Below are 23,260 nucleotides of genomic sequence, written 5' to 3'. Positions count from 1 at the left end.
GCATGACACGACTTGGCAATTTTCCGAAAGATCAGGCTAATGTTTAGGTATTGAAAGGAAGTAAATCTCAAGACAGTGGAGCCGTGTATACGGAATCATATATGCCATCCCGAGCAAACATTTCAGGTCTAACATTCATTACATGCACATTACAAACCATCTCCGATGTGCGTATGAAAATAATAACCTTTGCCATCCCATTCATGCTGTCTATCGACACAATAACCACCTCTAATAAAATCGCAGTACTAATAGCCATAACGTTCGCTGCGCAGGTCGTAGGCAATGCTATTGGCAGCCTATTGCTACAAGTGACAGGGACTAAAACGTTATTGATTGCCACATGCGCCGTTGAAATAACGGCCATTGGCGTTATTGAAGTATTGGCACTTCTGCGGTGTCTTACATTTAGTACGGCATCATCACCTTTAATATTATCGAGCTTTGCAGCGACGGTCGGGAGTTTAGCTCTACAAACAATCTACCCTAAACACTATTCCGCTAGTGAACTCACCCGATTCAACGCAATACTTTCCGCTTCGCGAAATACTGCAGCACTGTTGACGCCAATAGTTGCGGGTATCTTGATTACAATTACCGATGTAACGACTGCTTTAACTGGCGTAATAGGACTAGCGTGCATCTCGATACCAATTGCTGGGCTTTTAAAGTTAAAGCAGGTCGACATAGACAACCTAGAAATCAGAAATAGAAGTATTGTAGACAAGCTCCTAACTGGGTATCGGTTTATCTTCCGACACCATGCGCTATCGCAAGTCACGAAATTCGCTATTGTAGCTAATATATTTCTTGGCGGCTTTACCGCCCTGCAGATGGTGTATTTATCGAAGTTTTTGAGCTTTGATGCGTTCTCCGTTAGCTGGTTTCTGGCCATGCAAGCATGCGGAGGGATTCTCACAAGCTTCCTACTGATGATCAAGCGCTACTCGCATCAAGGCAAGGCTTTAGTGGCCTTTAGTATCGCAATAACATCCATAGGAATAATAATTTACGGAGCAGTCCAAGGCTTGGAAACCACAGAATGGAAAGTAGCAGCGATATTGACCGGTTCTTTTCTGATCGGTAGCGGAACCGCAACTTTTAACACCGTATATATATCAATACGGCAGTTGTACAGCCCTTTTGCTCTTATTGCCCCAGTGAGTGCTGCGGCGAGAACCTTAGTTTTACTGGCAACACCAATAGGGGCATTGATTGCAGGCATGGCAATTAGCTACCTCACACCCGCCGCAGCAATAGTAACATTAGGAGTGATTATGTTTAGTGTTGCTCTTTTAGCCGGAACTAAGATTTTCTCAAAAGAGGTATCCTATGACCGTTAATATGTCCACCGACCACGTGCTTTTTCAGCATAAAATAAAAACTGTGCCAGAAGACTTTAGAGTTCGCGAGTTATTGGCGCCGAGTGATCAATTCCAAGGGAAGATTCAAAACTTCTTGCTAAAAAAGAAACTGCACACTACCACGGAAGCAATTTCGCATCTGGCAGAGTTTGTGGGATGTGCAACCAGCCAAATAACATACGCTGGCCTAAAAGACGAAGATGGTATAACAGAGCAAACAATTGCATCGACATACTTGTTTAGTAAAGATGAAATCGAAAGATTTAACGCGAAGATGACCTCGGCCAACGGAGACTATGTAGCTATAACGCCGCTGAAAGGAGAGTCTCGCGAAATATCGATTGGTAACCTGCTTGGGAATGCATTCAAAATTAACGTACGCAATCTCAATCAAGAAGTGGCCCGATACATTTCTCTAAACTCAACCATCGTGATCGACTGGTTAAACTACTACGACGTGCAGCGCTTTGGAATTCCAGGACGTGCGCCGACGACCCATTTGATCGGAAAGGCTCTAATCGCGGGCGACTATAACACGGCACTACAGCAGACCATTCTCTCTGGTACACCTGAAGGACAAGCGGGTTCGGAATGGAGTGGTGAGCCAAGAGAGTTTTTTGACTCTCTCGATCCACGGCGCGTCGACTTTTACTTAGCTTCGCATGCATCGCTTGAATGGAATGAAGATCTGATTCAACTGGTTAAGAACGTGCCAAATATTCCATTGCACTGTAATCAACGCCGAGGCATAGACTACTTTTTTACAGGGAACTCGGAAGCGACGAGACGTCTCTCGGGGCCGCTCGACTCACTGCAGATGAATCGGTATACAAAACAGGGGGGGCAAATACTCAGAAGCTTCCGGTACCGTCCGCCCATAATCCAAACAAGTTTTAAAGTTTCGCAAAAGGCACCAGATGAACTAAATCTCGGACGTTGGAAAGCGTCTTTCGAATTTTTCTTACCGTCTGGATGTTATGCAACCATGGCGATGGACCAATTAATCTTCTCAATGCAGTTATCAGTTGCAGAATAACTGGAGAATATGAATGAAGACGACAAGCCTTTTGTTAATGATTCCTCCCCACATTCCTAGCTACTTTAATGCCGGGCACCATCTGCCACTATTTCAGGTTGGAGCTTATATACGTAAAACAAGGCCTGATATTTCGCTTACGATAGTCGATGCGGCAGCGTTAAATATTCATTGGCGAGATATCTGTGAAGTCCTAATCAGGCAATACGACGTTATAGGGCTCATGAATGACTTTGACGCGGTCGACAGTTTCGAGAGGATGCTAGATTATATAGCGGAACTATCTCCAAAAGCTAAGGTATTTACATTCGGAAGGCTCTCTAATCAGTTGCCGGGACTATTTGAGCGCATGGGGTTCGACGGGGTAGTATTTTCCGGCGACTACGAGGCGGGAGTGCATGGATATCTGCGTTGTCTATATGATGAAAAAGAAACTCCACTCGGTGTATCGGTTAAACGGAGCTCTGGATATCTACGTGGTGGCCCCGGTATAGCATTGCCGGCAGAATCCTGGGTATTTCCAGACATTAATGATATTCCCTACGAGCATTACGATCGACTGTACAACAAAGATCTCAACAAATTCTGCGGTATCCCGGAGCGTCGAGAGCTAGTAGTTCCTATAGCTCGAGGTTGCCCTGTGGGTTGTGAATACTGTGACGTCCCAATTATGCAGGGTAAAAAAGAACGACGAGTTGATGTCCTAGACGTAGTCAAATATATTAGGGAATCTTTTTCCGCCCAACCTTTCGAATACGTTTCGTTCTACGCTCCAACTTTTACTCTTAATCGATCTTGGGTTCTGGAGCTGTGTCGCGAACTCAAGGCTAAAAATATTGTATTCCCTTGGAAGTGCGTAACGACTACGTTTCACCTGAGCTTGCCGCTGATGCAGGAAATGGCGGATAGCGGATGTATAAGAATTAGCATCGGTGTTGAAGCATTTACCTCTACCCTCGATGCACTTCCTAAAATAAAACACAACGGCCGAGCACAGTTCGACTTGGTTTCGGGGTGGGCTAAGGAGTGTGGTATTGAGCTAAACTGCTTCGTTATTGCTGGTTTACCTGGTACACGTGTTGAGGATTTCGAGGCCACTTCTAATTATATGGAGGAGCATGGCGCAAGAGTACGCCCCACGATATATACACCCTACCACCATCTGACTGATTCTATGTCAATTCGTGAAGTGTCAAAATTCAATAGACAAACGTTCTTCAATGCGTCAGATATAGAATATAATTCTAGCGTTTATAGCTTGGTATACGGTCATACATACAAGTCCACATTAGTGGCAGAAAAAATAAACTTGCGTCACATTAGTAGCGACTCTTCAACTGCGGTCGGAGAGTTCTAAATGGCACTGGGGGAAGATCATAGCCAGTGGACATGGCACCACGAGCCCTTTCATCACGGCGTCATTGACAATTACCTGAAAAGCTCTACTTTTGATGAGTTGCGAGCTGCATTTCCAATCAAGTCGCTTAAATACTCGGATAGCCACACGCGTGGTTCGGCCAAACAATATCAGAATTATGTATTGACCCTTGCTATAAGGGGGGAGTTAGTTAAAGAGGCGTTTGATATTTTGCCTTGCTCCTGGCGTCACTACATACAACATCTGCTATCACCAGAGCATAATAAGCATACCTCAGAGCTATCTGGGATTGATTTAAAGCGGACTCTTCTTGAAGCACGACTAGTCAGTTACAGTGCAGATTGTTTTATGGAGCCGCATACTGATCGGAATGACAAGCTTCTTACCCAGATAATATATTTCTCCGAAGACTATACACCCGGATGCGGAGGAGATTTGCTTATACTCAACTCAAGTAATCCCAGTGATATCTTTGCTGAGATTTCTCCTTTGCCCAATCGCTCTGTAATCATTGTACCTACCTCCAATTCATGGCATTCAGTTACTACTGGTACAACTGGGAGAAGGCAATCTAGGCGCACGCTGCTGTTACATTATGGAAAAGTAACATCTTCCACTCGTGATTGACGGAGCAAATACTATGGATCTCCTCCGAAATGTTGTGGCCAATCAGGAACCTTATCTTTGGGGTATGGGTCGAGAGCTATTTGACACAGGTTTGGCACTACGCTTAGCTGATGCCTTCCCTTCAGAACAGCTAGTTCTATCTAACAGAACGAACGGTATACCAGGCCACGGTAAAGCCTATCGACATCACTGCTTATCACTCAACGATGCGGTGTTAAAAAACAATTTATGGAGCATCGTCCTTGAGGTGGCAAAGTCTCATTTGCACATGCAAGCGCTGTCTACAATGTTTAATCTGAAATTCAATACTGAAGCCACTTTTGTTGACCTAAATTTCTGGGAATACCAGGTCGGCGATTGGCTCGGCCCCCATACCGACAAGGAGGACAAGATTATTACACAGATCATAAACCTATGCCCCCAATGGGAATATGAATGGGGTGGAAATCTTCGTATTTTGGGTGGGCCAGATGAGAGCAGATATGCCCATGAAATTTTACCTTTGTTTAATACAACTGTGATAATTCCACGTAGTGACCAATCCTGGCACATGGTAACACCGTTAACTCATGCATCTCAAAGCAGTAAACGTCAAGTTGTTACCATTGTGTACAGAACCTGATTAGACTGAAAGTGACATCTTAGGACTTATATGACAATTTGGAAAGTTTCTGGTGGTCGACCACTTAAAGGCTCTGTCTCAATATCCGGGTTTAAGCATTCGCTAGTGGCGACTATTGCTTTTGGCCTATCTAGTCCAAGACGGTTTACAATTCGGAATGCGCCAGATGTTGCGGATACTAGGGTGCTGATGTTAATCATCGCGGAGCTAGGCGGCCTGACTACTTACGATGATGCTGAGCAGGTACTTACCGTTGAAGCCCAGTCACTACGCCCGCACGAAATCAACGCTGATCTGTCCGAACTGGTTCATGGATCAATTTATCTGTTGCCTAGCCTCCTAGCAAGACACGGAAAAGTAGGAGCTGGTCCGTTCGGGGGATGTTTAATAGGTGACGCCAAGAACGGTGCCCGACCCATATCCCACATATGCCAGGTCATGGAGCGATTCGGTGCAACTGTCTCTTTGAGTGGCGGCAAAGTGTACGCCGAAGCTGAGAAGCTTTCAGCTACGACTATAGACATGGCGGATTTCGGAACCTGGGACCAAAACGGAAAACTGACTGGACCGTATTATTCCGGAGCTACAAAGACAGCTATTATTCTAGGCGCGAATGCCATCGGAACAACCGAGATATTGAATCCATATTTGAAAGGAGATGTGGTTGATCTCCTAAAAGCGGTGAGTGCATCAGGAACTAAAATTTCGTTCGATGAGCAGAGAATTGTAATAACAGCAGTTCACAAACCGACGCCCGAAGACTTCGAAGTCGAGTTGACACATGACGCAATCGAATTGATGACCTTTTTGGCACTCTCTGCCTATACCAATTCTGAACTCAAGATTAAAAATGTTAACCACAGAGAACTCAGCACTTCACTTTCTTCTGAAATTCATTATCTCAACCTATTGGGATATCAGCTGGATATAGATGATGAAAACGCGCTTAGCCTTCAGAAGAGCTCACTACAAACTGGAGTTGACATTGTGGTGACTTCTCATGGCATATTCAGCGACTCTCAGCCCTTTTTTACACTGCTTCTTTCCAACGGACCAGAACCAAGCTCAATTACTGAGGAAGTATGGAAAGAGAGGTTCGGTTACTTAGATGCTATGCAAATACTTGGAGCTGAGATTACTAAAAAGCATAATAGTATTCATATTTCACCAAAACGCCCATCTGCGGTGAACAAGGTTATCCATGCGACTGATTTAAGAGCGGGTGCTATGTTGGTGATTGCAGCTCTGGGGATTCATGGATCGACCACTATTAGTGGCTTGGGGCACTTAGAACGTGGGTATTCTAGTTTTTATTCTAAATTAACGCAATTAGGTGCCGTGATTGATGTCCAGCATAACTAATCCGCCGGTGGGCGTATCACCATTTCCGTTACCTACTCCTGAAGCTAACTGGGGCTCCCATATCAGAGAGAATGGAAACTATGTAAACCTGGGAAGTTGCGAATTAATTCACCCATTAATGCTCAATCTTCTTTCCAGGTTGGAAATATCACCGGAGTCATTGGCCTATTACCCATCGCCATATCACTATTTAGAGTTGATCGCAGGCGAGATAAATTTACCTGCTGATCGACTGCGTCTATTCCCTGGGTCCGACGCGGCCATCTCTACAATACTTGACGCACTTACCAAAGTATCTAAAAGTATAATTCTGCAAACGCCAAATTATGTTGGATGGACGTATTATTCTAAACTACGATATCTAGATATTGTCGAATGTCATATGGATATTTCCGCGCCAATTGAGGAGTTCTACAGTAACTTCATCGATGCGTTACCGGATAAGAAGCCATCAATCGTAGTCATATCCAATCCAAATAGCCCAACAGGGTTTGAGTGCTCCTTGCCTTTCATTGGTGAGCTTGCAGTGAAATGCCAAGGGCTTGGCCATCTACTAATAATTGATGAATGCTTTTCCGACTTTTCCGATGTTAGCATAGAGGATTATCTCGGCGTTATGGATAATATCGTATATATTCGATCTCTCTCCAAGGGGTTCGGTATGGCAGGTTGTCGACTGGCTTTAGTAAACGCCCCGCCGGCGATTTCTAGAGTACTGGCCTCTTATCGATCTGAGAACGCGATATCTGGTGTTGCATTACACGCCGCGATGTATCTGCTGAATAACCAAGATAAACTTAAGTGCATACGATCTAATATAATTAGAACGCGTGATTGGTTTATTGCAAAGGTTGCAACACAAAAGCCTGATTGGCAAGCTATTCCTAGCGTTACGAATTTTGTAAACTTTAAGATTCCTGCAGCAAGTGCTAACTCAGTCGTGGCCAAGCTTGCGGAGAAAGGAATTCGAATAAAAAACACGTCCGATGCTTTGAAAGTCACGGATGTGATACGTTTTACGATTGCTGATAAACGGACAATGCAGTGCGTTTTACGTGCTCTGGATGGAGTTTGAAGTGTTAACTTTAAAGTCCGAAACTCATTCTAAAAGCAGCCGTTGGCTGCGTTTTCCAGGTGCAACAAATACTCGCGATCTTGGTGACGTACGCTTTAGGGATGGCGGATGTTTATCTAGACGTATACTAATTCGTTCGGCCGCTCCCCTTGCCGGTGACAATAGGTTGCTCGAATACTTAAGCCTGTCTCTAGGAAAGTTTCGGTGGGTGGATTTGCGGACTGCTAAAGAAATACAAGGCTTTGTGTCGCCAAGGTCTCATAATATCAACTATTCTTGGTTGCCTTTGGCGTTTCCAGTTTTAAATGATGAAGGCCTCAAGCCTACTACACTGACCGAGTTTTCAAAAATTTACTCCCTTATGCTTCCGCAAGCCATTCCTATTGCACTAGAGGTGTTACGACTACTGCCCTCAATGCCGACTCTCTTGACCTGTAGCGCTGGGAAGGACCGCACAGGGATCGTTATTGCAATCGCTCTGGACTTACTTGGGGTTGTTAATGAAGAGATTGAGAAGGACTTTGCTCTGACCGCTAGGGCTTTTCGGGCGGACGCGGCATGGCGTCAAAGATTATGTACCAAGCGCCAGGAGTCACTTTCTTCAATTTCTCGCCGTTATGAGCTTTCTGGGAGCGTCATTCGACCTGCGCTGGAAAAATTTCGCGCTATGGATAAAAGGTCTTTTGTTGGTCGGCTTTCGGAAGCTTGCCCAAATGCGGAGAAAACTGAACATGGACACTAGGGAAGTTATACTAGAAGCGTATAACCATCAATGGGCAGTTATTGCGGACGAGGTTGCCCGTGAACTGCATCAAGTTTTTGGGGACCTACTGATATCCTGTCACCATATTGGTTCTACAGCAGTTCCCGGTATAAAGGCAAAACCGGTAATAGACGTCATGCCCGTTGTTAGAGATTTGGAATTGTGTGATAAGCTGCAAGAGCAATTAACCGCGTGCGGTTATGAATGGTTTGGTGAGTATGGAATTCCGGGACGTAGATATTGTGTAAGGCCGGCGTCTGAATATCGACTTCGTGTCCAGGCCCATTTTTTTGTGATTGGATCTGCTCATGTTGATAGGCACCTGGCGTTCCGTGATTATCTCCTTAACAACAAATGTGCCCGGGATAAATACGAGCGCGACAAGATCCGGTGCGCTATGTGCAACCCTCACTCTACTAACGCCTACAGCCAATGTAAGTCAGCAGTTTTAGAAGAAATTGAAACTTTGGCCCTTAAATAAACTCAACTAATGAGTTACACCACGGGTAGTGAATTAATTTTTGCTATTAGGCCAAAGTGGATGAGAGATACAATGGAGCATTGTTTCTAGCCGCAGCCTCAATGAGGATCTGCTGTGTTGAACTTTTGTAGGAAGTGATTTTTTTGATGATTTTAGGAAAGTCTCCGTCTGGAAAAGGTACGCTAGTTGTACCCTGGACAGCCTCAGGGAGCAAAAAAATATCGCCAAGCCTTATACGTGATACTCTCTTACGATACCTTTCAACGCACGTGGCGTCGGGTGTGTCTACGAGTATTATGATATCTGAACACCTAAACCTCATTTCAGCCGTCTCTGCATACCCGCCTTCCATAATCCAATCTGGTTCCGCAATTGCGCATGCAAGTCGCTCCAACCAAACCGCCTCACTTGGTCGCGACCAGTTTGGTCCCCAATACATATCATCCATAGCGAATAGCTTTAGTCCTAAAGATGATGCAAGAGCTTTGCCAAACGTCGACTTACCGCTACATGGTGCTCCTATGATGCTTATTCGGCGGGCTTGATGGAGTTTGATAAGCCTTTCTGCTGTCATGACGCCAGTTACTAAGTTAAAAGTGGTTTCGTTCATTTCAGTTTATCTCTCCTGGATTGGGTATGAATTCAAAATCTCAGAGCTGCACCTTAACCTTCACTAAAATAAATGTTGCGACGACTCGTTCCATCCAAGAAAAAGTACCACTTAAGACCATCGAGATTTCAAGACATCAAATAGACTATCTTAAAACATGGAAAATGCAAGACCCGCTTCCCGTTTTCTCAGTTAACCGACCCGATTTAAGCGCGAAAGCACACGATCTTAAATTGCTTTATGATTTTGTCAGTCGACCGTTTCCGGCGGACGTCGGAATATTCTTTTTGCAAAGCTTAGAACTAGTTGAAGCTGCAAAAAACTTATGGTTTCCGCTAGCCAATAACTGGATTTATGTCAGCAATGATGCATTGCCGCCGACCTTCGATGAGCTGATTGGGCTATTCCCTAGTCTTGAAAGAGTTATAATCATCGCTCCCTATGAAAAAGTTTCTTCCGGGACATTTAATGACCTGGTCGACGGCGCTTATTTTGACGGTAAAAGCCGGGCGTCAGTAGGGATAATTACGGGTAGGGATGAGCAGTCGCTGCTGTGGTTGATTATAAAACAGTGGCTGGTTTCCCGCGAGGACATTGTCAACGTAGGTATAGTTTCAAATCGTTCGCAAACCGAGAAACCATCGAACTACAGCTTGGATGTAACCTTGGTTGAGCTAAATCAAATCTCAGAAACACTAAAAGAACCATGGCGTCGCCTCATGTTTCGAGGTCACGGTCGTGAGGACGCAATAGCTATAGATCATATTACTTTATGCGGTAAATTTGACGGCAATATGGTTTCTTCAGTTGCGCGGCCGAGTTGCGGCTGGGGGAACGGCTGTTATCGTGAGGGCGGCGATATTGTGCCCATCAATCGAACAAATGCAATATCCATTGCCCTTTCAAGTTGCGCGGCAGGCCCCTTCGGCCAGACACGCTTCCATTCAGACTACCAAATTACGCTTAGTGCAATCGATAGTGTCGCCAAGAATGTAATATTCGTTAGAAATTATGTTGATGCATCTGGTCACCCTGAGAATCAGATCTTTCTTACTATACCTGACGACCTTGACATGGCTCTTGCCTTAAATGAGAGCTTGTCTCAAGTAAGTGTAACTCCTACGTACTGGTGTTTTGGTCTTCCTGGGAAAAAGCCTGTACCAGGCACATCCGCTGAACATTTGGAGCGGCGACTATGGATAGTCGCTGATACGCTCAATTACTACTCCTCAATATGGCACGCTTCGGCAAAAAATCCATTGCAACAACATTTTGCGAACATGTCAACAAAGCTTGTGCATGCTCTTGCTCGCAACAATATATCTAAGCTTTCGCATAAGTTTAACGACGGGCTTGTTTCTACCCTCCGCGACCTAGATCGCAAGATCATTGATTGTATACTGGATCATAAGGGGCGGTATTTCTTAGAAATGAGTCATCGCCTCGCCAAAGTCGGTACTCGGCATCACGATAAGGAGGTGATCCGCGAAGCTTGTAACTGTGGCTTAGTCCCCTCTAATCTCCCCGTGCGGCTATTCTCCATTGCACCAATCGCCGGAAGACTAGAACTCAACCGAACGACTTGTACGCTCTGCACAGATGAGTCCAATTTTTTCTCGCAAGGTCCGCGATTATTTGTGACCGCAACCGAAAATCTTAGTCCCGGTTCTAGTTCTTCTATCACGGTCGAAACCGATGTTCAAACCGAAGGCCCTATTTTAGTGACCGTGTTGATATCAGGAGCTAATGGTGTGAATGTACAACCTCGATTCCATCGTCTTTCCAGCTCTGCAGAAAAAGTTTCCTTCAGGATTAATATTTCCCCTCTTACATTACCCCACGTCTATCACTACAAAGTCATCGCAGTAAAGGATCTCTCAGTTTCAGTGTATCGAAAAAAACTTTCTGTTAATCCTACTATGGATAACTAAGAAATCAATAATCATCTCTCGCCACATCAATGGTGCGCCTGGTTCAGTCAAAAACCTCAAATTCCACTAACTAAAGCAGCATCAGCCAACGAAGCACCGAAAGGTCGCGGTAGGGTAAGCCTCAACTCAGCGGACAACTGACGACCGGTTTGTTCGCCTTGCAGCAGATTCGATGTTGCTATCTACGGGTCGAACTCACCACGCAATGCATGTGGGGCTCTTGGCAGCGGCACCTTGAATAGGTCTGCGTAACGGGCAGTCAGCAAGCGTTGGGGGCAGGATTTGTCGGGCATCTGGTGGGAAAGGCGTCGACTGACTTTATTACGCGCCGACCGACTCTAATTCTAGTCATCATGACACTTAACTCCAGAAACATTTTGCCGTAGCCTATTGGAGAATTGACGGCCTATTTGCGCCGTTTTTTACCAACTGTCTTGAACCCAGTTCAACAATGGAGCGGCGATGTTTTCCTCGGAACGGCTGAAGGGTATCGACGTGTTCGTCAGCGTGGCGGACCTGGGCAGCTTCACGGCGGCCGCCGAGCGCCTGCACCTGAGCATTTCGGCGGTGAGCAAGAGCATCGCCCGCCTCGAGGCGCGGCTGGGCGCACGGCTGTTCAACCGCACCACCCGGCGCATGGCGCTGACCGAGGCCGGGCAGACCTTTTACCGCACCTGCACGGCGGTGCTCTGCGACCTGGAGCAGGTGGAGCTGGCGCTGGGCGCCGAGCAGGGCGAGCCCCATGGCCACCTGCGCATCGACCTGCCGGCGTCCTATGGGCGCCTGCATGTGCTGCCGCTGATCCTCGACTTCGTCAAGCAGCACCCGCGGCTGCTGCCCCATGTGTCGTTCTCCGACCGCTTCGTCGACCCGGTGCAGGACGGCATCGACATCGTCGTGCGCATCGGCGGCGCCGACGCCTGGCCGGCGGCGCTGGCGCACCGCTACATCGGCGCCCAGCGCATGATCTTCTGCGCCGCGCCCGCGTACCTGGCGCGCCATGGCGTGCCGCAGTCGGCCGATGACCTGGACCACCACCATTGCGTGGGCTATGGCCAGAACGATGGGCTGGTGGGGCCGTGGTACTTCAAGGGGCGCCAGCCGGGGGAGATGGAGCGGCGCATCATGCACCCGCACATTGCCGTGGGCGATGGCGAAGGCGAGGTAATGGCAGCGCTGGCGGAGCTGGGCATTGCCCAGTTGCCGACCTGGCTGGTGGCGACGCACGTGGCGAGCGGGGCGCTGGTGGAGGTGCTGCCGGACCTGGCCACCGATGGCCAGCCGATGAACCTGGTGTGGCTGCGCAGCCGTGAGAGCCTGCCCAAGGTGAGTGTGTTGGTGGATTACCTGGGTGAGCGCTTGACGTCGGTGGGGGGTACGCGGCGGCTGTGACGCGGCCTGGCGGCCGCTGCTACGGTTACGGGGACGGGTTGCCGATCAACCACTCGCGAAACGCCACCAACGCCGGCAGCGCGCGGTTGCGCGGCGGGTACACCAGGTAATAGCTGCGCGCGCTGGCGTAGGGCAGGGCAGGGCTGAGCAACTCGCCGCTGGCCAGTTCCTCGGTGATCAGCACCCGTGGCACCAGGCCGATGCCGATGTCGGCGCGCACCGCCTGCACCAGGTGCGAGGTCAGCTCGAAGCTGGCTCCCAGGCGCATGCCCTGGTGCGCCAGGCCATGGTGGGCGAACCACTCGCCCCAGGCGCTGGGGTTGTTGACCACGCTGAGCAGCACCTGCTGGCCGAGGGCCGCCGGGGTCCACTCGGCGCGGGTGGCCGCCAGGGTCGGCGACAGCACCACCATCAATTCCTCGGCGTACAGGCGGTGGCAGACCAGCCCCGGCTGGTCGCCGGTGGCGACGACGATGGCGGCGTCGATGCCGCTGGTCTCGAAGTCCACGGTCTCGATGCGCGAGTTGATGTGCACCATGATGTCCGGGTGCTGGCGGTAAAAGTCATGCAGGCGCGGCAGCAGCCATTTCGAGCCGAAGGTGGGCAGGGTGGCCAGGCGCAGGCTGCCGCTGCCGGTCTGGTGCGCCATGGCATGCAGGGTGGCGCTGCGCACCCGGCCCAGGGCTTCGCTGATCTCGCGCTGGTACAGCCGGCCCACCTCGGTGAGCCGTACCGCACGGCCTTCGCGGCGGAACAGCGTCACCCCCAGTTGCTGCTCCAGGGCCTGCACCTGGCGGGTCACCGCGCTCTGGGTCAGGGACAGTTCCTCGGCGGCGCGGGTGTAGCTTTCATGTCGCGCCGCCGCCTCGAAGGCCAGCAGCACCGACATGGATGGGGTGAGGTTGCGGTAATTCATTCGTAAAAGTCATCAATGCAGGTGCGAATATCGGTTTGTGCCGAACGCCGGGCTCCGGGATCATTGGCATCATCCACTACCTGGCCGCTGATAACCAGCACGCCCAGGCCAGTATCCATGATTATCCTGACATAAAGACGAGGCCATCCCCGATGATCGCCCAACTGACCGGCACCGCACCGGCCACCCTGTACCCCGAGTTCCTCGATGCCCTGCGCAGCGCCGGCTTCAAGGGCCAGCTGAGCACCGACCACGCCACCCGCACGGTGCTGGCCACCGACAACTCCATCTACCAGCGCCTGCCCCAGGCGGCGGTGTTCCCGGCCGATGCCGAGGACGTGGCGCGCGTCGCCACGCTGATGGCCCAGCCGCGCTTCCAGGGCGTCAAGCTCACTCCCCGTGGCGGTGGCACCGGCACCAACGGCCAGTCGCTGACCGATGGCATCGTCGTCGACCTGTCGCGGCACATGAACAACATCCTCGAAATCAACGTCGAGGAGCGCTGGGTGCGCGTGCAGGCGGGGGTGGTCAAGGACCAGCTCAACGCCGCGCTCAAGCCCCACGGGCTGTTCTTCGCCCCGGAGCTGTCCACCTCCAACCGCGCCACCGTGGGCGGCATGATCAACACCGACGCCAGCGGCCAGGGCAGCTGCACCTACGGCAAGACCCGCGACCACGTGCTGGAACTGCACAGCGTGCTGCTGGGCGGCCAGCGCCTGCACACCTACCCGCTGAGCGACGATGAACTGGAGCAGGCCTGCGCCGTGCCCGGCCGTGCCGGCGAGGTGTACCGCGCCGCGCGCAAGATCCAGGAAACCCAGGGCGAGCTGATCGAGCGCACCTTCCCGCCGCTCAACCGCTGCCTGACCGGCTACGACCTGGCGCACCTGCGCGACGAGCAGGGGCGCTTCAACCTCAGCAGCGTGCTGTGCGGCGCCGAGGGCTCGCTGGGCTACCTGGTGGAGGCCAAGCTCAACGTGCTGCCGATTCCCACCTACCAGGTGGTGGTCAACGTGCGCTACGCAAGCTTCATGGACGCCCTGCGCGACGCCAATGCGCTGCTCGAGCACACGCCGATCTCCATCGAGACGGTGGACTCCAAGGTGCTGTTGCTGGCCATGAAGGACATCATCTGGCACGCCGTGGCCGAGTACTTCCCGGCCGACCCGGCCCGCCCGACCCTGGGCATCAACCTGGTGGAATTCGCCGGCGACGACCCGGCCGAGGTCAACGCCCGGGTGGCGGCCTTCGTCGAGCACCTGCAGGCGGACAAGAGCATCGAGCGCCTGGGCCACACCCTGGCCGAAGGCGCGGCGGCGGTGAACCGCGTGTACACCATGCGCAAGCGCTCGGTGGGCCTGCTGGGCAACGTCGACGGCGAGGCACGGCCGCAGCCGTTCGTGGAAGACACCGCGGTGCCGCCGGAAAAACTGGCCGACTACATCGCCGACTTCCGCGCGCTGCTGGACAGCCATGGCCTGGCCTATGGCATGTTCGGCCACGTCGACGCCGGCGTGCTGCACGTGCGGCCTATTCTGGACATGAAGGACCCGGCCCAGGCCGCGCTGGTCAAGCCGATCTCCGACGCGGTGGCGGCGCTGACCCAGAGCTACGGTGGCCTGCTGTGGGGCGAGCACGGCAAGGGCCTGCGCTCGGAATACGTGCCGGCCTACTTCGGCGAACTGTACCCGTCGCTGCAACAGCTCAAGGGCGCGTTTGACCCGCACAACCAGCTCAACCCCGGCAAGATCTGCACCCCGCCGGACAGCGCCGAAGGCCTGATCAAGGTCGACGAAGCGCCGCTGCGTGGCGACTATGACCGCCAGATCGACGAGCGCGTGTGGCAGGACTACGGCACGGCGATGCACTGCAACGGCAACGGCGCCTGCTACAACTTCGACCCCGACGACGCCATGTGCCCGTCGTGGAAAGCCACCCGCGAGCGCCAGCATTCGCCCAAGGGCCGTGCCTCGCTGATTCGCGAATGGCTGCGCCTACAGGGCGCGGCGGACATCGACGTGTTGGCCGCTGCGCGCAACCAGGTGTCGTGGCTCAAGGGCCTGCCCACGCGCCTGCGCAACAACCTGGCGCGCCGTCGTGGCCAGGCCGATTTCTCCCACGAGGTGTACGACGCCATGGCCGGCTGCCTGGCGTGCAAGTCCTGCGCGGGGCAGTGCCCGGTGAAGGTCAATGTGCCCGAGTTCCGCTCGCGCTTCCTCGAGCTGTACCACGGCCGCTACCAGCGCCCGCTGCGTGACTACCTGATCGGTTCGCTGGAATTCACCCTGCCGTACCTGGCCCACGCGCCGGGGCTGTACAACGCGGTGATGGGCTCGGCGCTGATCGGCCGGCTGCTCAAGGGCCAGGCCGGCATGGTCGACAGCCCGCTGATCAGCCGCTACAACCTGCAGGCCACCCTGAGCCGTTGCAAGGTGCGCGTGGCCACGTTGCCGGCCCTGGCCGAGCTGACCCCGGCCCAGCGCGAGCGCAGCGTGGTGCTGGTGCAGGACGCCTTCACCCGCTACTTCGAGACGCCGCTGCTGGCCGCGTTCATCGAGCTGGCGCACCGCCTGGGCTACCGGGTGTTCCTGGCGCCCTACAGCGCCAACGGCAAGCCGCTGCACGTGCAGGGCTTCCTCGGTGCGTTCGCCAAGGCCGCCATCCGCAACGCCCGCCAGCTCAAGGCCGTGGCCGACTGCGGTGTGCGCCTGGTGGGCCTGGACCCGGCCATGACCCTGGTGTACCGCCAGGAATACCTCAAGGTGCCGGGCCTGGGTGAGTGCCCGACCGTGGCCTTGCCCCAGGAATGGCTGATGGACGTGCTGCCCGAGCAGGCCGCCAGCGCCACCGGCAATTACCGCCTGATGGCCCACTGCACCGAGAAGACCAACGTGCCGGCCAGCACCCGCCAGTGGGAGCAGGTGTTCGCGCGCCTGGGCCTGAAATTGGCCACCGAGGCCACCGGCTGCTGCGGCATGTCCGGCACCTACGGCCACGAGGCGCGCAACCAGGACACCTCGCGGACCATCTTCGAGCAGTCCTGGGCCGGCAAGCTGGACAAGCAGGGCGAAGCCCTGGCCACCGGCTACTCGTGCCGCAGCCAGGTCAAGCGCATGGCCGACCGCGAACTGCGCCACCCGCTGGAAGTGGTCCTGCAAACCCTGCTGTAACCCCCGTAGCAGCTGCCGCAGGCGGCGTCCCAGGCCACCAAGGTGCCCAGGACGCCGCCTATCGGCCGCGGCTACAGTTTTTTGTAAGGTTGTCGATACAAGGAGGTAACTCACTGGTACACGGAGGCGCAGGATGCGCATCAACCTATATACCCAGCAGTCGGTTTCCACCCTGGCAGCGTCTGCCGCTGCGCAATCCACCACGGTGCTGAGCACCGCGCGCAGCGCCGGGCAGACGGCCCAGCAGGCCACCGTCAACCTGAGCATCGACGCGATCACGCGTAGCCAGGCAGCCAATCTCTACAACCGCTATTTCCCGGTGCGCGAAGGTTTCAGTGCCGATGCCCTGGGGCTGGGCACCGCGCTGCCCCAGGCGACTTCAAGCTCAACGGGCCTGTCCGGTGACGCGATAGGCGTGGATGCGCGCAAGCGCATGGACGCCGTGTACGCGGCGATGGAAGCGTCGGGCAACCCCTATTCAATCGACAGCTATGAAGGCCAGGACACCAACACCCTGTTCGGCAGCCTGGACCGCCGCTCGCTGTCGGCCGTGGCCAACAACCAGGGCGGCTTGTTCTCGTCCCAGGAGCAAATGCTGGCCAAGTCGGTGATGGACCAACAGCAATCGCTGGCTTCCGGGCTGTACTCGGGGCCGATTCGCCTGGAGTCGACGTTCAAGTCAGTCACCGACAGCAACGTCTCCCAGGTGCTGGCCGCCAGCTTCCTCGACAACGTCAGCGACGAAGAAAAAGCCACGTCCAATTGGCAGGCCGCGCGCGCACGTGTTCTGCCCGCAGCGCCCACCCACACCCAGGACACCGTCGCCGACGCACTGGCCAAGGTGCTCGTGGCAACGGGCCTGGGTTCGCGGTGAAAGGTTCAAGTCTGCAGATCTCAGTAAAAACAACCTCACAAGAGCGTCGTTCACAGGCACATGGAGGCGCAGGATGCGCATCAATCTGTATACCCAGCAGTCGATCACCCAGCTTGCCGCCAGCAAGGCCGCACAATCCACCACGGTGATCAGCACCGTGCTGCAGCCTGGCCGGCAGCCGAAAGATGCCACGGTCACCCTCAGCATCGACGCGGTTACCCAAAGCCAGGCCGCCAGCCTATACGGTGCCTTCTTCACTGGCCGTGAAGGCTTCAACACCGACGCCTTGGCCCTGGGCGCAGTATTGCCCCAGGCCACTTCCAGCTCTACCGGGCTGTCCGACGACCAGGTCAGCCAGGACGCTCGCCAGCGAATGGATGCGGTGTATGCGGCGATGGCCACCACCAGCAACCCGTTCTCCAATACCGACCAGGACTACAACAGCCTGTTCGGCAGCCTGGACCGCCGTTCATTGCTGGCGGTGGCCCAGAACGAGGGGGGCTTGTTCTCGGATCAAGAGCAGGCTTGGGCCTACGGCTTGATGGGCCGACAACAGGCCCTGGCCACCGGCCAGGTCACCGGGCCCCAGGCCGATGCCCTGGGTTTGAAGCGTGTGGAGGATTACAACCAGATACTGACGCTGACGGCGTCGTTCCTCGACAACGTCAGCGACGCGGAAAAGGCCACCTCGGAATGGAAACTGGCCCGCGCCAGGTCCGCCGGCGTGTCGCCCACTACCACCAAGGACAGCACCGACGACGCCTTGGCGAAACTGATGATCTCCATGGGCCTGCGCTAACTACGCTCCGTACGGCCGCCATGCAGGCGGCGCCCTGTAGCAGCGGCCACGGGCCGCGTCCTGGGACGCGGCCTGCGGCCGCTGCTACGGGTGCGGTGTGCGCAGCATTCCGCGTAGCCGCTGCCGCCCAACTGCGCTGGCCCCTGCGTGCGCTGAAGATCTCCAGCGTGAAGAGCCGCAGCCTGTAGCAGCGGCCACGGGCCGCGTCCGGCCCACGCGGTGACAGGTGCGGTGTGCGCAGGATTTCGCGTAGCCGCTGCCGCCCGGCTGCGCTGGCCCCTGCGTGCGCTGAAGATCTCCAGTGAAAAGCCGCAGCCTGTAGCAGCGGCCATGGGCCGCGTCCGGCCCGCGCGGTGACAGGTGCCGTGTGCGCAGCATTTCGCGTAGCCGCTGCCGCCCGGCTGCGCTGGCCCCTGCGTGCGCTGAAGATCTCCAGTGTGAAAAGCCGCAGCCTGTAGCAGCGGCCACGGGCCGCGTCCGGCCAACGCGTTGACAGGTGCGGTGTGCGCAGCATTCCGCGTAGCCGCTGCCGCCCGGCTGCGCTGGCCCCTGCGTGCGCTGAAGATCTCCAGTGTGAAAAGCCGCAGCCTGTAGCAGCGGCCATGGGCCGCGTCCGGCCCGCGTGGTGACAGGTGCGGTGTGCGCAGGATTTCGCGTAGCCGCTGCCGCCAGGCTGCGCTGGCCCCTGCGTGCGCTGAAGATCTCCAGTGTGAAAAGCCGCAGCCTGTAGCAGCGGCCACGGGCCGCGTCCGGCCCACGCGGTGCCTGGGACGCGGCCTGCGGCCGCTGCTACGGGTGCGGTGTGCGCAGCATTCCGCGTAGCCGCTGCCGTCCTTGCAGGCCGGCGGAAATGGCGTAGGCCCAGTCCGCACCCGGGGTAATCACGAACAGGATCGACACCGCCCAGAAGGCGATAAACAGTCCCCAGGTAGTCGAGGCCCAGCGCCTGTTCGGCGAACCGGACTACCTGCTGCACGTCATCACCCAGGACCTGCCGGCGTTCCAGCGTCTTTACGATGAGCGCCTGTCAACCTTGCCCAACGTTCAACGGCTGACCTCCACGCTGGTGATGAAGCGGGTGGTGCAGGACCGGCCCCTGGCTCTTTGACAGGTGCGCCGATCCTGACCCTGACTCCGTCATTTGCATGACAAACCGTGTTCCAGGCCGTGTTACAACAGCCCGACTACTCCGCACGGAATGCCCTTGATGCCTGCACCCGCCCAACGCCCCGGCCCGCGCTTCGGCCTGTTCTGCCTTGCCAGTTTCCTGCTGTCCATCGCCTATGGCAGCACGTTCCTGCTGTCGTTGCTGGTGGCCGGCCACGGCGGCAGCGAGCGCGATGCCGGGCAGGTGTTTGCCGTGGCCATGGTCAGCACCTTGCTGGCGGTGCTGGTGTCGGGGCATGTGATGCAGCGCTTGGGCGCCGGGCGTTCGGTGGCGTTGGGCGCCGGCTGCCTGGTGCTGGCCTCGCTGGGCTTTGCCCTGGTGCCGGGGCTGGGCCTGGCGCTGCTGGGTTGCGGGCTGCTGCTGGGGGTTGGTTGGGGGCTGTTCTACACCCTGGGGCCGATCATGGTCGCGGCCATGGTCGAGCCGGCCCGGCGCACCCACTGCTTCGCGTTGCTGTCGGGCAGCATGCTCACCGGCATCGGCAGCGGCCCCCTGGCCGGCAAGCTGGCCAGCCTGTATGGCCTGCCGGTGCACAGTGCGTTCCTGCTGGCCGCCGCGTGCGCGGTGGTGGGTGGCGCGTATTTCTGGCGGCTTGGCAGCGGCGCGCAGGGCTCGGGCGAGCCGGTGCAGATCAGCCTGGCCAGCGCCGCCCAGGTGCTGCGCTCGCGCGCCGCGCTGGCGATCCTGATGGTGGGCCTGGGCGGGGCGATCTTTGGTGGCATGGGCAGTTTCCAGACCAGCTACGCCGCCAGCCTGGGCCTGGATTATTCGCTGTTCTTCATCGGCTTCATGGGCGCGGCCATCGGCTGCCGCTTGCTGATTGCCGGCTGGGTGGTGAAGCGCAACCCGCTGGTGGCCTCCGCCGTGCTGACCACGTTGATGCTGGTGGCGGTGTTCGGTTTCTCCAGCTGGGTGCACGGCAGCCTCAGCTACCTGCTCACCGCCGCGCTGCTGGGGGTCGGCTATGGCCTGAACTACTCGGTGATCAACGGCCTGGCCGCCAACCAGGCGCCACCCCGGCTCACGGCCCAGGCGCTGCTGTTGTTCAGCCTGGCGTATTTCATCGGCGTGTTCGGCTTTCCCTTCGTGATGGGCAAGGTCATCAGCGCGGCGGGGGTGCATGGGATGCTGGTGAGTGTCGGCAGCATTGCGGTGCTGGTCTGGGTATTGGCGGTGGCGCGAGCCAGTGCAGCCGGGCGGCAGCGGCTGCGGGCCGGGTTCACGGGGGCGCGTGGAAACGAATCTCCTCCAGGCTGACGCCGCCGCGGCGCAAGGTGCGCAGGCTGTCTGGCTGCGCCGTCCAGCCCATGCGTTGGTAGAATTCGATGGCCCGGGTATTGGCCGCCAGTACCCACAGGGTGGACTGCTGGTAACCCTGGTCGGCCAGCCAGCGCACGCCAGCCTCCCACAGCCCACGGCCCAGCCCTTCACGCCAATGCTCTGCCAGCAGGTAGATCGCCATGATTTCGCCAGTGGCCCTCTTGTCCGCATCCTCATCACGGCTGCCGCCTGCTGAAAGCCAGCCAACGACCTCGCCGTCGATTTCGGCAACGAAGACTTGTGCGTCCCCCTGGGTGATGGCCCCTGCCCAATACGTCTCGCGCTGGGCCAGGCTCTGGTCCAACGACGCAAGGTAGGCGGCCGGCATCAACGACGCATAGGCGGCCTGCCAACTGCGTACGTGCACATGGGCAATGGCGGGGGCATCCGTGGGCAGTGCAGGGCGGATCATCGCAACCTCCTTGGGGCGTCATGTCCGGCCATTGTGCACTAGGCTGATACCTGTGCTGCAACCCATTGGTTGGTCCAGGATCGGAGGAGACGAAGATGCGCGTCATGGTATTGGTCAAGGCTACTGAAGAGAGCGAAACGGGCACGCTGCCCAGCACCGAGCTGATGGAGGCGATGGGCAAATTCAACGACGAACTGGTGAAGGCGGGGCTGCTGCAGGCTGCCGATGGCCTGAAGCCGTCATCCCAGGGCAAGCGCGTCGCGTTCGATGGTGCCGGCCGCATCGTCAGCGACGGCCCGTTCGCCCACACCCGCGAGCTGGTCGCGGGGTTCTGGATCTGGAAAGTGAAGGACATGGACGAGGCGGTGGCGTGGGTGAAACGCTGTCCCAACCCCATGCCCGGGCCGAGCGAAATCGAAATCCGGCCGTTCTATGAGATGTCGGATTTCGAGTGACGCCCGGACGCCGCCTGCGGCAGCTGCTACGGGAGCAGGCGTTTCTGGAAGAAGTGGCGGGTGTGGGTGGGCGGATAGTCGTCGATGTGGCCGAACTCGGTGTAGCCGTGGCGCTGGTAGAACGCCGGGGCCTGGAAGCTGAAGGTGTCCAGCCAGATGCCCACGCAGTCCTTGGCCCGCGCGTGCGCCTCGGCCATCTCCATCAGGCGCGAGCCGGTGCCCTGGCCACGGGTCTGCTCGGGCACCACCAGCAGCTCGATGAACATCCACCGGTAGAACAGCTTGCCGTACAGGCCGCCGATGATCGCGTCGGTCTGCTCGTCGCGCACCAGCAGCGCGAAAGTCTCTGGCACCGTGCTGCCGGCGTTGGCGATGTTGAACGCGCGCAGCGGCTGGAGGATGGCGTTGCGCTCGGCTTCGCCGGGGTTGGTGTCCAGTTCGATGCGCACGTTCATTGGCCGGCCCTCACGGTGATCACCCCTTGCAGGTATTGCACGGCATGGCCGGCCACGAACACGCGGCCGTCCGCCACGCGGCAGTCCAGCTCGCCCTGGCGTTGCAAGCCTTGCAGCGCTTGCAGGTGCGACTTGCCCAGGCGCTTGGCCCAGAACGGTGCCAGCCCGGCGTGGATGGAACCGGTGACCGAGTCTTCCTCACCGCCGTTGGCCGGCCAGAAATAGCGCGAGTGGAAGTCGTGGGCAACGCCCGGCGCGGTGACCACCACATCGCGCGGCGCCAGGGTTTTCAGCAGGTCGGAACGGCTGACCACGGCCTCCACCTGCGCCGCATTGTCGTACACGGCAAAATACGCCTGGCGGCTGACCCAGTATTCGCTGGGGGCAATCGACAGCCCTTCGACCAGGGCCGCAGGTACTTCGGTGAGCGGCGTGGGTGCAAGCTCGGGGAAGCTCAGTTCGAGCTTGCCATCCGGCAGCCGGCGCACCGGAATATCGCCGACGGCCTTGGCCCAGAACGTCAGGGTTTCCGGCGCGCCCAGCTGGTTGAACAGCACGAAGGCGCTGGCCAGGGTGGCGTGGCCGCAGAAGTCGATTTCGGTGAACGGCGAGAACCAGCGAATCTCATAATGGCCACGCGCGTTGCGCACGAAAAACGCGGTTTCCGCCAGGGCGTTTTCAACCGCGATGGCCTGCATCACCTCATCGGGCAGCCAAGCGTCCAGGGGCACCACCGCGGCAGGGTTGCCGGCGAAGAGGCGGGAGGTAAAGGCGTCGATCTGGTAGAGGGGGAGTTGCATGGGCTGAGTCCTTGCCGATTCGTGGACGCACGTTAGCAAGGCCACGCACTGCACAGAAGTGACAGATCCCGATTATTTCCACGATACAGTGCCCGTAGCAGCAACTGTCTTGCCCAGTTATTTATGCCCGCCATGCTGTGCCGTCGCGCAGCATGGCGTTGAGCCGGATCAGCAGCACTCGCATGCACGCCACAAGAGCGACTTTCGCGCTCTTGCCTTTGCCACATAGCCCTTCATACCGCGCCTTAAA

Annotated in this window: 21 protein-coding genes and 3 pseudogenes; 17 read left to right on the top strand and 7 right to left on the bottom strand. The window is 56.2% G+C overall.

Annotated elements, in window-relative coordinates; all coding sequences use genetic code 11:
- The first annotated feature begins 101 nt into the window (after positions 1-101).
- From AC0Z2B_RS24490 to AC0Z2B_RS24440, 11 genes are all read left to right on the top strand, one after another.
- Positions 102-1,343, top strand: coding sequence for an MFS transporter (locus AC0Z2B_RS24490; protein WP_476300025.1), 1,242 nt, complete (start codon positions 102-104; stop codon positions 1,341-1,343).
- Positions 1,333-2,400 (top strand): tRNA pseudouridine(13) synthase TruD, encoded by a 1,068-nt coding sequence (gene truD, locus AC0Z2B_RS24485; protein WP_476300024.1) that lies wholly within the window; start codon positions 1,333-1,335, stop codon positions 2,398-2,400. Before AC0Z2B_RS24490 ends, truD begins: the two co-directional genes overlap by 11 nt.
- Positions 2,401-2,413: 13 nt before the next feature.
- Positions 2,414-3,757: a B12-binding domain-containing radical SAM protein gene (locus AC0Z2B_RS24480; protein ID WP_476300022.1), complete on the top strand. Its 1,344-nt coding sequence runs from the start codon at positions 2,414-2,416 to the stop codon at positions 3,755-3,757.
- Positions 3,758-4,405: a 2OG-Fe(II) oxygenase gene (locus AC0Z2B_RS24475; RefSeq protein ID WP_476300020.1), complete on the top strand. Its 648-nt coding sequence runs from the start codon at positions 3,758-3,760 to the stop codon at positions 4,403-4,405. It abuts the gene before it with no gap.
- Between the two features lie 13 nt (positions 4,406-4,418).
- On the top strand, positions 4,419-5,027 hold the full coding sequence (locus AC0Z2B_RS24470; protein WP_476300018.1) for a 2OG-Fe(II) oxygenase: 609 nt from the start codon (positions 4,419-4,421) through the stop codon (positions 5,025-5,027).
- 30 nt (positions 5,028-5,057) lie between these two features.
- A complete protein-coding gene (locus AC0Z2B_RS24465; RefSeq protein ID WP_476300016.1) occupies positions 5,058-6,389 on the top strand; it encodes a hypothetical protein in 1,332 nt (443 codons plus the stop codon).
- A complete protein-coding gene (locus AC0Z2B_RS24460) occupies positions 6,373-7,464 on the top strand; it encodes an aminotransferase class I/II-fold pyridoxal phosphate-dependent enzyme (protein ID WP_476300014.1) in 1,092 nt (363 codons plus the stop codon). Before AC0Z2B_RS24465 ends, AC0Z2B_RS24460 begins: the two co-directional genes overlap by 17 nt.
- Entirely contained in the window at positions 7,454-8,206 is a 753-nt protein-coding gene (locus AC0Z2B_RS24455; protein ID WP_476300012.1) for a tyrosine-protein phosphatase, read from the top strand. Before AC0Z2B_RS24460 ends, AC0Z2B_RS24455 begins: the two co-directional genes overlap by 11 nt.
- On the top strand, positions 8,178-8,708 hold the full coding sequence (locus AC0Z2B_RS24450; RefSeq protein ID WP_476300010.1) for a GrpB family protein: 531 nt from the start codon (positions 8,178-8,180) through the stop codon (positions 8,706-8,708). Before AC0Z2B_RS24455 ends, AC0Z2B_RS24450 begins: the two co-directional genes overlap by 29 nt.
- Before the next feature lie 636 nt (positions 8,709-9,344).
- On the top strand, positions 9,345-11,249 hold the full coding sequence (locus tag AC0Z2B_RS24445; protein ID WP_476300008.1) for a hypothetical protein: 1,905 nt from the start codon (positions 9,345-9,347) through the stop codon (positions 11,247-11,249).
- Positions 11,250-11,711: 462 nt separating this feature from the next.
- Positions 11,712-12,641: a LysR family transcriptional regulator gene (locus AC0Z2B_RS24440; protein ID WP_476300006.1), complete on the top strand. Its 930-nt coding sequence runs from the start codon at positions 11,712-11,714 to the stop codon at positions 12,639-12,641.
- Positions 12,642-12,666: 25 nt separating this feature from the next.
- Here AC0Z2B_RS24440 and AC0Z2B_RS24435 read toward each other — a convergent pair whose 3' ends face one another.
- Positions 12,667-13,557: a LysR substrate-binding domain-containing protein gene (locus AC0Z2B_RS24435; RefSeq protein ID WP_476300005.1), complete on the bottom strand. Its 891-nt coding sequence runs from the start codon at positions 13,555-13,557 to the stop codon at positions 12,667-12,669.
- Positions 13,554-13,676: a hypothetical protein gene (locus AC0Z2B_RS24430; RefSeq protein ID WP_473006401.1), complete on the bottom strand. Its 123-nt coding sequence runs from the start codon at positions 13,674-13,676 to the stop codon at positions 13,554-13,556. Before AC0Z2B_RS24430 ends, AC0Z2B_RS24435 begins: the two co-directional genes overlap by 4 nt.
- A 33-nt stretch (positions 13,677-13,709) precedes the next feature.
- Between AC0Z2B_RS24430 and ydiJ the strand changes: the two genes are divergently transcribed.
- The 3 genes from ydiJ to AC0Z2B_RS24415 all read left to right on the top strand — a co-directional run bounded on the left by ydiJ (position 13,710) and on the right by AC0Z2B_RS24415 (position 18,400).
- Positions 13,710-16,727: a D-2-hydroxyglutarate dehydrogenase YdiJ gene (gene ydiJ / locus AC0Z2B_RS24425; protein WP_476300002.1), complete on the top strand. Its 3,018-nt coding sequence runs from the start codon at positions 13,710-13,712 to the stop codon at positions 16,725-16,727.
- 133 nt (positions 16,728-16,860) lie between these two features.
- Positions 16,861-17,601: a hypothetical protein gene (locus tag AC0Z2B_RS24420; protein ID WP_476300000.1), complete on the top strand. Its 741-nt coding sequence runs from the start codon at positions 16,861-16,863 to the stop codon at positions 17,599-17,601.
- 73 nt (positions 17,602-17,674) lie between these two features.
- Entirely contained in the window at positions 17,675-18,400 is a 726-nt protein-coding gene (locus AC0Z2B_RS24415) for a hypothetical protein (protein WP_476299998.1), read from the top strand.
- 828 nt (positions 18,401-19,228) lie between these two features.
- Here AC0Z2B_RS24415 and AC0Z2B_RS24410 read toward each other — a convergent pair.
- A pseudogene (locus AC0Z2B_RS24410) lies at positions 19,229-19,321 on the bottom strand (LysE family translocator); the annotation flags it as partial.
- 1 nt (position 19,322) lies between these two features.
- Here AC0Z2B_RS24410 and AC0Z2B_RS24405 point away from each other — a divergent pair.
- Together AC0Z2B_RS24405 and AC0Z2B_RS24400 are read left to right on the top strand one after the other, a co-directional pair.
- Positions 19,323-19,508 (top strand): annotated as a pseudogene (locus AC0Z2B_RS24405) (Lrp/AsnC ligand binding domain-containing protein); the annotation flags it as partial.
- Positions 19,509-19,607: 99 nt separating this feature from the next.
- Positions 19,608-20,825, top strand: a complete 1,218-nt coding sequence (locus AC0Z2B_RS24400; RefSeq protein ID WP_476299997.1) for an MFS transporter — start codon at positions 19,608-19,610, stop codon at positions 20,823-20,825.
- On the opposite strand, the gene AC0Z2B_RS24395 is transcribed toward AC0Z2B_RS24400, so the two are convergent.
- Complete coding sequence (locus tag AC0Z2B_RS24395; protein ID WP_476299995.1) at positions 20,788-21,300, bottom strand: N-acetyltransferase family protein; 513 nt, start codon at positions 21,298-21,300, stop codon at positions 20,788-20,790. The genes AC0Z2B_RS24400 and AC0Z2B_RS24395 overlap by 38 nt on opposite strands.
- Positions 21,301-21,395: 95 nt before the next feature.
- On the opposite strand from AC0Z2B_RS24395, the gene AC0Z2B_RS24390 reads away from it, so the two are divergent.
- Positions 21,396-21,755: a YciI family protein gene (locus AC0Z2B_RS24390; RefSeq protein ID WP_476299994.1), complete on the top strand. Its 360-nt coding sequence runs from the start codon at positions 21,396-21,398 to the stop codon at positions 21,753-21,755.
- Positions 21,756-21,781: 26 nt separating this feature from the next.
- On the opposite strand, the gene AC0Z2B_RS24385 is transcribed toward AC0Z2B_RS24390, so the two are convergent.
- The 3 genes and pseudogenes from AC0Z2B_RS24385 to AC0Z2B_RS24375 form a co-directional block, all read right to left on the bottom strand.
- The gene (locus AC0Z2B_RS24385; protein ID WP_476299992.1) at positions 21,782-22,210 is read right to left on the bottom strand and encodes a GNAT family N-acetyltransferase; all 429 of its coding nucleotides are present in this window, start codon (positions 22,208-22,210) and stop codon (positions 21,782-21,784) included.
- Positions 22,207-23,010 (bottom strand): PhzF family phenazine biosynthesis protein, encoded by an 804-nt coding sequence (locus tag AC0Z2B_RS24380; protein ID WP_476299990.1) that lies wholly within the window; start codon positions 23,008-23,010, stop codon positions 22,207-22,209. The genes AC0Z2B_RS24385 and AC0Z2B_RS24380 overlap by 4 nt, the downstream gene beginning before the upstream one ends.
- A gap of 121 nt (positions 23,011-23,131) precedes the next feature.
- Positions 23,132-23,260, bottom strand: a pseudogene (locus AC0Z2B_RS24375) (IS110 family transposase); the annotation flags it as partial.

Source organism: Pseudomonas sp. GYB4201 (genome assembly GCF_056312595.1).
The sequence above is the reverse complement of the archived record's forward strand: the minus strand, read 5'-3'. Positions and strand labels throughout refer to the sequence as shown.